Raw genomic sequence first — 9,271 nt, 5'->3', positions numbered from 1 at the left:
GGCGAGCTGCCGCAGCGGCGGCCAACGCGGCTTCGCGGCGGGCAGCCAGGCGCGCGGCCCGGGCGGCGCGCGCAATTTCTTCGCGCACGCGCTCGGCAATCAGGTTGTCGAGGCGCACCACGGAGCGGCGGCGCTCCTCCAACTCCTGGCGCAGGCCCTGCTCCTGCTGGCTGAGCTGCTGCACCATCTGGTCTTCTTTGGTTTTCAATGACAGCAGGTTGCGATTTTCGGTGAGCTGGGTGTTCAGCAGGCTGCTCTTGCGGCGCTGCTGCTGGGTGAGGCCCGTGAGCTGCTGGTGCAGGCGCGTCTGCGCCCCCATGATGCGGGCCGCCTGGCGCTGCCGCTCCTCGGTGTACTGCCGCACGTAGCGCAGCCGCAGGGCAAACTGGTTGAACGAGTCCGAGGCAAACAAAAACATGAGCTTATTGAAGCCATCGGCCGTTTTGGAAGCCGTGTACAGCAGCCGAGCGTATTCGGCCTTCAGCTCTCGCAGGGTTTGCTGGGTCTTGAGCACCTCCGTGGCCGTTTGGCTCACGTTGGACTCAATGCCCTGCAGCTGCGTCGAAATCCCCTGAATGACTTCCTTCTTCACCGTCAGCTTCTCCTTGATGACATTGAGTTGGCCCAGGCTGGCTTTTTTCTTCTCCTGGGTCTGGTTCAGCTCCTGGCTGGTCCGCTGAATCTGGCGCAAGTTGCTCAGCCGCTCGCGCTCCAGTTGGGCCTTGCTCTTGGGGCGGAAAGTGGGTCGGGTGGTGGAAGTAGTTTTGGGGCGGGGCTTGGCTTTGGTGGCCGTGGTGGTGCGGGCCTTGGTGGTTTTGGCGGGTTGCTTTTTCTGGTTCGGGCGCTGCTGCGCCACGGCGGGCACGGCCAGCCATAGGCTCAGCACCAGCAGCAGCCACGTGGCTCCGCCTCTGCTCACCCCAGCAACGCCCGCTGGGCTCCTCCACTCTTCGATTTGGTGTGCCTGTTTATCCAACGTCTGGCTTGCTGAGCTTTCCTGTTATTTCTGCCGCTTGTAGCCCTTGGGCACCGAGAAGGGAAAAGCCAGCCGTTCGCGGCCGGCATTCACCTTGCTGTAGTTGATGGCGGCCGTGGCCACTCCCGCTTCAGGCTGCTGGGCCTGAATAAACGTGGCGTGTGCAAACGACACACTGCCCTGCTCCTCCAGCGGACGGAAATCGGTGTAGTCCACCGTTAAGTTGCGCTTGGTGGCCTCGTCGCTCACTTTGAGCTGCTGCACGCGGCCGGTGCCGGCTTGCAGCAGGCGCTCAATCACCACGTCGGCCAGCGGGTAGACCACGCGCTGGCGCCCTGCTTCCTCGGTGGTTACGGTGGGCGTGGTGCCGGCGGGCGCCGGCACGTAGTCGCCTAGCAGCAAGGCCTGCATTTGGGCAAAGCTTACTGGCACGTTCAGCAGTTTGCTCAGGTAGTCGTAGCCGCCCGAAAAATACGTTTTCTCCAGGCGGTTGATAACCCGCACCGAGTCGTGGGTGAGCACGGCCCGCACGCCCTCAATGCCCGCCAGCGAGGCCGATACCCAGATAATGCTGTCGCGGCGCATGCGCAGGGCCAAGTTGGCGCCCTGCTTGTTGCCTTTCAGGCTAATTTGGGCCTTGCCCTTGGCGTTCAGAAACGTGAAAGTGGTGTTGGTGGCGCGCACCGTGGACTCGGCTACCGGCACCGATGTTCCGGGACCGGTAGTAGAGGCGGTGGGCACGGCCTTGCGGGCGCAGCTCCCGAGCAGCAGCCCCAGGGCCACCAGCAGAGTGAGTTTATTCATACAGTTTTCGGTCTTTCAATTTGCGGTCCAGCAGGTCCGACGCCACGCCGGTTTTGCGGGCCCGCTGCCACTGGGCCACGGCTTTGTCTTTTTCGCCCAGTTGATACAGCACGTCGCCGTAGTGCTCCATCACCGAGGCATCTTTGGTGCTTTCCAGCGCTTTTTCCAGCGCTGCTTTGGCACCGGCGTAGTCTTTCATCTTGTATAGCACCCAAGCGTAGGTGTCGAGGTAGGTGTCGTTGTCCGGGAACTGCTTCACCACTTTGCCCGACATCTGCTTGGCCTTTTCCAGCTTTTCGCCCCGCAACGACAGGTAGTAGCTGTAGTTGTTCAGCACCTGCACGTTGTTGGGCTCGCTCACCAGCGCCGCTTCGTAGGCCGCATCCGATTTGTCGTACTGCTTCAGCTCGTGGTAGGCATCGCCCAGCTGGGCGTCGAACTGGCCCAGCAGCGCGGGGTTGTTTAGCACCAGCTTGCGGCCGTACTCCAGTGCTTTTACGCCTTTCTGGGACTGCTTTTTGAGCAAATTGGCCACACCGTTGTAGAACCAGAGCGACGACTGGTTCGGAAACAGCTCCAAGGCGCGGTCGGTGTGCACGAGCAGGGAATCGGTGTGGTTCAGCTCGGCGTCGATGAGCACGACCTGCTCCCACAGCTGGAACTTGGAATTGTCGTAGCGCAACGCCTTCAGATACGCATCGCGGGCCTCTTTCCGGTGGTTGGTCAGCGCCTGCACATCGCCCGCCACCGCGTACGCTTTGGCATCCTTGGGAAATGCTTTGATGGTGGCGGCGGCCAGGTCCTGCGCCAGCTGGTTCACCGGTTCCTTGGGGCTGGGCAGCTGCTTGATGTAGCCCACCAGTATGCGCACCCGCTCGTCGATGTCGAGCGCCGGGCTGGCGAAAGCCAGCTTGAGCTGCTCGGCGGCTTGGTCGGGTTGGTTTTGCTGGCGGTACACCTCGGCCAGCACCATGTGGGCCTGGGGGTTGTCGGGGTCCACGCGCAGGGCCTGCTTGGCCACGCGCACGGCGTCGTCCAGGCGGTTGTTGCTGGCGTACATCTCGGCCTGGGCCAGCACGTAGCGGCTTTCGTTGGGATTAGCCCGAATGAGCTTCTCCCCCTCGCCCAGCGCCAAATCCAGCTTGTTCTGCCTGAGGTATATCTGCTGCTTTTTGAAGGAGATTTCATCTACCTGCCCAAACTCCTTTTCGGCCTGCTCCAACGTAGCCAGGGCCTCGGGCAGCTTGTTCTGCACCAGGTACAAATCGGCCAGATTAAACAGGTAGCTGCCCGAGTTGGGCACCTGCTTGATGAGGGTGGCGTAGGTCTTGCTGGCCCCGTCGTATTGCTTCTGGCTGGCCTGAATGGTAGCCAGCAAGAGGTAATAGTAGGCGTTTTTCGGGTCGAGGCGGGTGGCGGCTTCCGCGTAGTTGGTGGCATCGCGCAGGTTACCACTTTGCAGGTTGGCCTCCGCTATTTTGTAGTTAACAGCCGCGTTGTCAGGGGTCAGGGCGTAGGCCTTCAGCAGGTTTTCCAGGGCCTTGGGGTAGTCTTCCAGCAGCGCATACTTCACGCCTTCCACAAACAGGGACTCGCTGCGCTCTTTTTCGCGCTCCGTGAGGGGCGGCGCCAAGGCACGTTTGGCCCGGGCCTCGGCCAGTTTCTTGTTGAGGTCGCGCTGCTCTTTTTCCAACGCACGCTGCTCCTTGCGCGTCAGCTTAGACGGGGGCTTCCCGGCGCCAGCACCGGGCTGAGCATAGCCGGAAGCCACCAGCCCCAGGCAAAACAACAGACTAAGAACAACTTGACGCATATGCAATAAAGCCGGGCACTGGGCCCGGCTCACGAAATTACGGGTAATAATGCCCAACGACGCGACCCTCCGCAGAAGACCGCGTCGCTGTAACGCATTTACTCCCTAAAATGTCACACCCGCAGCTGGTTATAATCGCCGAGGCTCAGGTCGTCGGGCGTGCCGGTCACGGTGGCAAAGTTGCCAATCATTGAGTTGGTGATAACGGCATTGAGCACCGAAGCCGACTGCTGCACAATGGAATTCGACAGGCGCGAGTCGCGCACGTTGGCGTGGTCGCCCAGTGACACGTGCGGCCCCACCACCGAATCGGTAACGATGGCGTTTTCACCGATGTACACCGGCTCGATGATAACGGAATTGGTGATTATGGCCGATTCTGACACCAGCGACTCGCCCCGCTCCTTGAGGTATTCCAGGTAACGCTGGTTGGTGAACACGGTGGCGTCCTTGTTACCGCAGTCCAGCCACTCGGTTACGCGGCCGGGCACAAACACAGTGCCTTTGTTTTTCATGTTTTCCAGAGCGTTGGTGAGCTGGTACTCGCCCTTGTCCTTAATGTCGTTGTCGAGCAAGTATTGCAGCTCGCTGCGCAGGTACTCGCCGTCCTGGAAATAGTAGATGCCGATAATGGCCAGGTCCGACACAAACGTCTGGGGCTTCTCCACAAAGTCGGTGATGCGGCCCTGGGCGTCCAGCTTCACCACGCCAAACGGCTTGGGGTCGGCCACCTGCTGCACCCAGATAGTACCGGGCACACTGGAGTCCAGCGTGAAGTCGGCCTTAAACAGCGTGTCGGCAAAAGCCACTACCACCGGGCCGCTCAGCGACTCCTGGGCGCACAGAATGGCGTGGGCCGTGCCCAGCGGCTCGTCCTGGTACACAATGGTGCCCTTGGCCCCCACCGATTCGGCAATTTTCACCAGGCTTTTCTCCACCGCGTCGCCAAAACGGCCGATGATAAACGCCACTTCCTCCACTTGGTCGCCGCACACCTTAGCAATGTCCTCCACGAGGCGCTGCACAATGGGCTTGCCCGCAATCGGAATCAGGGGCTTGGGAACGGTGAGCGTGTGGGGGCGCATGCGCTTGCCCATGCCGGCCATTGGTACGATGATTTTCATGTTATTGTCTTGATGTTATTGATAAAAAGAACGTCATGCTGAGCGCAGCCGAAGCATCTCGCGTGCAATAGTGACTCAATTATTTAGAGTAGTGGCGGCACGCGAGATGCTTCGGCTGCGCTCAGCATGGCGGTCGGGGAACGTAAAAGCGTTTATCCCCGGCCCGTGCTTCCATACCCGCCCGCGCCGCGTTGGGTTGCGCTGAGCTCCTCGACAGGCTGCCAGGAAATGGTTTCGTGCTTGGCAACTATCAGTTGGGCAATGCGTTCGCCGTCGTTCACCACGAACGGCTCATTGGATAAATTCACCAGCAGCACCTTGATTTCGCCGCGGTAGTCGGCGTCTATCGTGCCGGGGCTGTTCACCAAACCAATGCCGTGCTTGAAGGCCAGGCCACTGCGGGGCCGGATTTGCGCCTCGTAGCCCACCGGAATTTCCAGGCTGAGCCCCGTCGGAATCAGGGCGCGCTCCAGTGGCCCCAGCGTCACGGGTGCCTCCAGGTGGGCGCGTAGGTCGAGGCCGGCGGCGTGGGGCGTCTGGTATTCGGGCAGCGGGTGACGCGAAGTGTTGATTACGGGAATCTGCATAGTCAGTCAGCAAGTGAGACGCGCAAAGATAGCAGTGACACTATACTGGCAGTACCTAAACTAAACGGCTGCCGTGGCCGCCGCCCGAGGGCGCTCAATGAGCCACAGCGCCAGCAAAAACGCCGCCGTGAGCCCGGCGTGCCACACGTGGCGCGCCCACCAGTCGGTGGGCTGCACCCACCAGCCCAGTGCCACCAGCCCGGCCGCGCCCAGCAGCCACAGCCCCAGCCGCAGCGCCGGATACGGCACTGGAAAGTGCCGCTCGCCCAGCCGCCAGCACAGCACCGCCATCATAAAATAGACCACCAGCGTGGCAATGGCGCAGCCCAAATAGCCCAGCACCGGAATCAGCAGGAAGTTGAGGGCAATGGTGAGCACCGCGCCGCCCACCCCGATGTAGGTGCCGTAATAGGTTTTATCCGTGAGCTTGAACCACACCGACAAGTTGTAGTACACGCCCAGAAACAGGTTGGCCAGCAGCAGAATGGGCACCACCACCAGCCCCTGCAGGTACTCCGGCCGCCGCAGAAACAGCTGCCCAAAGTCTTCCACGTTCAGGCTGATGCCCACAAAAATCACGGCGCAGCACAGCGTGAACCACTTCAAAATCATGGCAAACGTAGCCGGCGAATTCTTCTCGGTGCTTTGAGCGAAGAAGAACGGCTCGGCCGCGTACCGGAACGCCTGAATGACCAGCGACATGAAAATACTGAGCTTGTAGCACGCCCCGTAAATACCCACCGCCGTGAGGCTGCTCTGGCCCGGATAAAAGTCCTTCGGCAGCCAGAGGGGCAGCAGAATCCGGTCCAGCGTTTCGTTCACCATGCCCGCCAGCCCCATAAACATGAGCGGATAGGCATACTTCAGCAGTGGCCGCAGCGGCTCCAGACTCAGGCGAAAACGGAAGTCCAGCAGCTCACGCCACAGCAGCAGCAGCGTGAAGCCGCTCGCCACCAGGTTGGAGAGAAAAACATAGCCCACGCCCACCGTGGGGTCGTATAGCCGCGCTACCAGCGGCTGCAGCTCCGGCAGCCACTCGCCGCGCATCACCGCCGGGCACAGCACAATAAAGAACAGGTTCAGGCCCACGTTCAGCACAATGCCGGCCAGCTTGATAGTGGCAAACTTGCGGGCCTTGTTTTCAAGCCGCAACCGGGCAAACGGAATGGCGGACAGCGCGTCGAGCCCTAGAATAAGGGCCACCCACACCACGTACCGCTCGTGGCCTGCCGGGATAGCAAGCAGGTCTGCCAGCGGGCGCGCTAGCAGCAGCAGCCCCGCCGTGAGCACCGCACTGCTCAGCAGCAGCAGGGTCAGCACCCGGCTATAGAGTTCGCGCCGGTCGGTGCCGGAGCGGTTGGCAAACCGGAAAAACGTGGTTTCCATCCCGTAGGTAAACACCACGTTCAGAAACGACACGTAGGCGTACAGCCCCGTTACCACGCCGTATTCTGCCGCCGCAAAAGCACCCGTATACACCGGCACCAGCAAATAGGTGAGCACCCGGCCCACAATGCTGCTCACCCCGTACACGGCGGTTTGCGACGCCAGTTTTTTAACTACACTCATTCTTTATAAATGAATAATGAGGAATGAATAATGAGGAATTATTGCAACTGCCACTGGGGCAATTCCTCATTCTTCATTCCTCATTCCTCATTGCCGAAAGCCTATTTCCCGGTGAACACCGCCGCGCGTTTCTCCACAAATGCCGTCGTGCCTTCCTTAAAGTCGTCGCTTTCAAACGCCCGGCCGAACGACTTTGCCTCCATGTCGTAGCCGTTGGCGTCCTTGGCATAGTGCGCGTTCACGCATTCCAGCACCATGCCCACCGCCAGGGGCGCCTTGCCCAGGATTTTGCCCAGCAGCTGCTGGCAAAACGCGAGCAGCTCGGCCTGCGGCACCACGTGGTTTACCAGGCCCAGGCGCAGCGCCTCGTCGGCTTTCACCAGGTCGGCCGTGAGCAGCAGCTCAATGGCCTTGCCCTTGCCAACGAGCTGGGGCAGGCGCTGGGTGCCGCCGTAGCCCGGCAGCAGGCCCAGGTTCACCTCGGGCTGCCCAAAGCGGGCGTTGTCCGAGGCCACGCGCATGTGGCAGGCCATGGCCAGCTCGCAGCCGCCGCCCAGCGCGAAGCCGTTCACGGCCGCCACCACGGGCTTGGTGCTCTCCTCAATCCGGCAGAAGGCTTCCTGCCCGTGTTCGGCGGCGCGCAGGGCCTGGGCGGGCGTCAGGGCCGCCAGCTCGGCAATGTCGGCGCCGGCCACAAAGGCCTTCTCGCCGCTGCCCGTCACAATAATGCCGCGCACCTGGGGCTCGTCCAGGGCCTGCTGCATGGCTGCGCCAATGTCTTCAATGGTGGCGGCGTTCAGCGCATTCAGCTTGCTGGGCCGGTTGATGGTGATGGTGAGGATGCCGCTGGCGGCGTCCAGTTCGTAGAGCAGGTTTTCGTAGGAAACAGACATAGCGAGCAAAGGGCCTGAGTGATTTGGTCACGCCAAAGATAAGGCACGGGCCCGGCGGCGCTGGGCGGGCCTACTGCCCGGCTTGTCGGCCTTGTGCCCCGGTACGCCGAAACCCACCCCTGGGCGCAGGCATTTTTTTCAATTTTGCCTCAGAAAAAGCACGTATTATTTTAATCAAATACCTAGCTTTATCAAATTCATCGTTTTTTTTCACTTTACCGCGCCGTTTTCATGGGTTTTGTTTCCGAATTCAAAGAGTTTATTTCCAAAGGCAACGTCCTTGACTTGGCAGTCGGCGTCATCATCGGCGCGGCGTTTGGCAAAGTCGTCACCTCACTCACCGACGACATCCTCATGCCCATCCTGAGCCTGTTCACCGGGGGCGTTGACTTCCAAAATATGTTTGTCACGCTCGATGGCAAATCCTACATCACCCTGGAAGAAGCCAGGAAAGCTGGTTCGGCTGCCTTGACCTATGGCAACTTTATCAATGCCATTATCTACTTCCTCATCATCGCCTTCGCTATTTTTTGGGTGGTGAAAGCCGCCAACAGCATCAAGAAGAAGCCCGTTGAAGTATCGGCCGTGCCCGCCCCCACCGCCGACCAGCAGCTACTCATGGAAATCCGCGATTCGCTGCGCACCAACCGCGGCTAAAAATCCTTTTTCGTTCGACGTGAAAAAACCGCTGTCCACCGAGTTGTGGGCAGCGGTTTTGCCGTTTTAGGCTCAAGTATTCATTTTATTGGAGATGGATAAATTGCCGAATCAAAATAAGTTGCGAGATTTGTTTTTTGTTAATTGCAATCGGCTATTATCCGGCCGCTGCATTGAACCAGCCCGGCCGCCCATCCGTTAGGCTGCCATCCCTCCTCCACTTCATCCGTCGTCGAAATGAAATTTCTGCTTGCTGCTGCACTCCTAAGCGGTCTAAGTCTAGTTGCCGTTGGCAATGCCGCTGCCCAGTCGGGCCCCGCATTCCCCACGCCCGGCCAAAGCAGCAGCGAAACCGGCGCGCGGCGCACCACCGGCAACAACGCCGAAGAACTGCTCCGCAACCAGCGCCGCGCGGCCATGACGCCCGACCAAATCAAGCAGGACCAGCAAATGGAGCTCCTGCAAGCCCGCACGGGCAACACCAGCTTCGGCAGCACCGGCGCTCCCGACCGGCAGTTCGACTCCAACCGCAGCGGCCGGGGCTTTATGGTGCGCAAGTACAAAGCCAAGAAAGGCTTCTCGGAGCTGAAGCGCGGCATGAGCCACTCAGTAGGTGGTTCTAATCCTCCCGGCAAGCCGCTGGTGCACAAGAGCAAAATGAAGAAGCAGTTCTTCATCTTTTAGCCCCAAATAGTAGCTTGGTTGCTCGTTGTTAGTTGTTAGTTGTCACTAAAACGTTACTGGTATTCTAAGTGGTAGCGCATAAGTAAACGCATAAGTTTAGGGGCCGTAGTTTCGCCCCATGCGTGCCCCCCTTGCCCTAAGCCCCGACGAAGCCACGACCCTTG

Annotated in this window: 9 protein-coding genes; 2 read left to right on the top strand and 7 right to left on the bottom strand. The window is 60.2% G+C overall.

What is annotated here, in order from left to right; translation table 11 throughout:
• From BEN47_RS18450 to BEN47_RS18420, 7 genes are all read right to left on the bottom strand, one after another.
• Positions 1-919, bottom strand: a 919-nt coding sequence (locus BEN47_RS18450; RefSeq protein WP_369073821.1) for a murein hydrolase activator EnvC family protein, incomplete at its 3' end; no start/stop codon positions are given.
• An 81-nt stretch (positions 920-1,000) separates the two neighbouring features.
• Positions 1,001-1,780 (bottom strand): lipoprotein insertase outer membrane protein LolB1, encoded by a 780-nt coding sequence (lolB1, locus tag BEN47_RS18445; RefSeq protein WP_070730577.1) that lies wholly within the window; start codon positions 1,778-1,780, stop codon positions 1,001-1,003.
• Entirely contained in the window at positions 1,773-3,593 is a 1,821-nt protein-coding gene (locus BEN47_RS18440; protein ID WP_083322577.1) for a tetratricopeptide repeat protein, read from the bottom strand. The genes lolB1 and BEN47_RS18440 overlap by 8 nt, the downstream gene beginning before the upstream one ends.
• A gap of 113 nt (positions 3,594-3,706) precedes the next feature.
• Positions 3,707-4,717: a sugar phosphate nucleotidyltransferase gene (locus tag BEN47_RS18435; protein WP_070730575.1), complete on the bottom strand. Its 1,011-nt coding sequence runs from the start codon at positions 4,715-4,717 to the stop codon at positions 3,707-3,709.
• Positions 4,718-4,869: 152 nt separating this feature from the next.
• Positions 4,870-5,304 (bottom strand): dUTP diphosphatase, encoded by a 435-nt coding sequence (gene dut, locus BEN47_RS18430; RefSeq protein ID WP_070730574.1) that lies wholly within the window; start codon positions 5,302-5,304, stop codon positions 4,870-4,872.
• A gap of 60 nt (positions 5,305-5,364) precedes the next feature.
• The gene (locus BEN47_RS18425) at positions 5,365-6,873 is read right to left on the bottom strand and encodes a lipopolysaccharide biosynthesis protein (protein ID WP_070730571.1); all 1,509 of its coding nucleotides are present in this window, start codon (positions 6,871-6,873) and stop codon (positions 5,365-5,367) included.
• A 101-nt stretch (positions 6,874-6,974) separates the two neighbouring features.
• Positions 6,975-7,766 carry an enoyl-CoA hydratase/isomerase family protein gene (locus tag BEN47_RS18420; RefSeq protein ID WP_070730569.1) on the bottom strand — a complete coding sequence of 264 codons (792 nt, stop codon included), beginning with the start codon at positions 7,764-7,766 and terminating at the stop codon, positions 6,975-6,977.
• A gap of 231 nt (positions 7,767-7,997) precedes the next feature.
• Between BEN47_RS18420 and mscL the strand changes: the two genes are divergently transcribed.
• Complete coding sequence (gene mscL, locus BEN47_RS18415; protein ID WP_070730568.1) at positions 7,998-8,423, top strand: large conductance mechanosensitive channel protein MscL; 426 nt, start codon at positions 7,998-8,000, stop codon at positions 8,421-8,423.
• Between the two features lie 237 nt (positions 8,424-8,660).
• Positions 8,661-9,107: a hypothetical protein gene (locus tag BEN47_RS18410; RefSeq protein ID WP_070730565.1), complete on the top strand. Its 447-nt coding sequence runs from the start codon at positions 8,661-8,663 to the stop codon at positions 9,105-9,107.
• Positions 9,108-9,271 lie beyond the last annotated feature (164 nt).

The sequence above is a fragment of the Hymenobacter lapidarius genome (assembly GCF_001816145.1).
In the GTDB taxonomy this organism is placed as follows: Bacteria; Bacteroidota; Bacteroidia; order Cytophagales; family Hymenobacteraceae; genus Hymenobacter; species Hymenobacter lapidarius.
This window is presented reverse-complemented; position numbering and strand designations above follow the sequence as displayed.

What these genes read in the sequence shown, in the direction of transcription:
- lolB1 (WP_070730577.1), bottom strand. Translation starts at nt 1,780, where the DNA reads ATGAATAAACTCACTCTGCTGGTGGCCCTGGGGCTGCTGCTCGGGAGC.
- BEN47_RS18440 (WP_083322577.1), bottom strand. Translation starts at nt 3,593, where the DNA reads ATGCGTCAAGTTGTTCTTAGTCTGTTGTTTTGCCTGGGGCTGGTGGCT.
- BEN47_RS18435 (WP_070730575.1), bottom strand. Translation starts at nt 4,717, where the DNA reads ATGAAAATCATCGTACCAATGGCCGGCATGGGCAAGCGCATGCGCCCC.
- dut (WP_070730574.1), bottom strand. Translation starts at nt 5,304, where the DNA reads ATGCAGATTCCCGTAATCAACACTTCGCGTCACCCGCTGCCCGAATAC.
- BEN47_RS18425 (WP_070730571.1), bottom strand. Translation starts at nt 6,873, where the DNA reads ATGAGTGTAGTTAAAAAACTGGCGTCGCAAACCGCCGTGTACGGGGTG.
- BEN47_RS18420 (WP_070730569.1), bottom strand. Translation starts at nt 7,766, where the DNA reads ATGTCTGTTTCCTACGAAAACCTGCTCTACGAACTGGACGCCGCCAGC.
- mscL (WP_070730568.1), top strand. Translation starts at nt 7,998, where the DNA reads ATGGGTTTTGTTTCCGAATTCAAAGAGTTTATTTCCAAAGGCAACGTC.
- BEN47_RS18410 (WP_070730565.1), top strand. Translation starts at nt 8,661, where the DNA reads ATGAAATTTCTGCTTGCTGCTGCACTCCTAAGCGGTCTAAGTCTAGTT.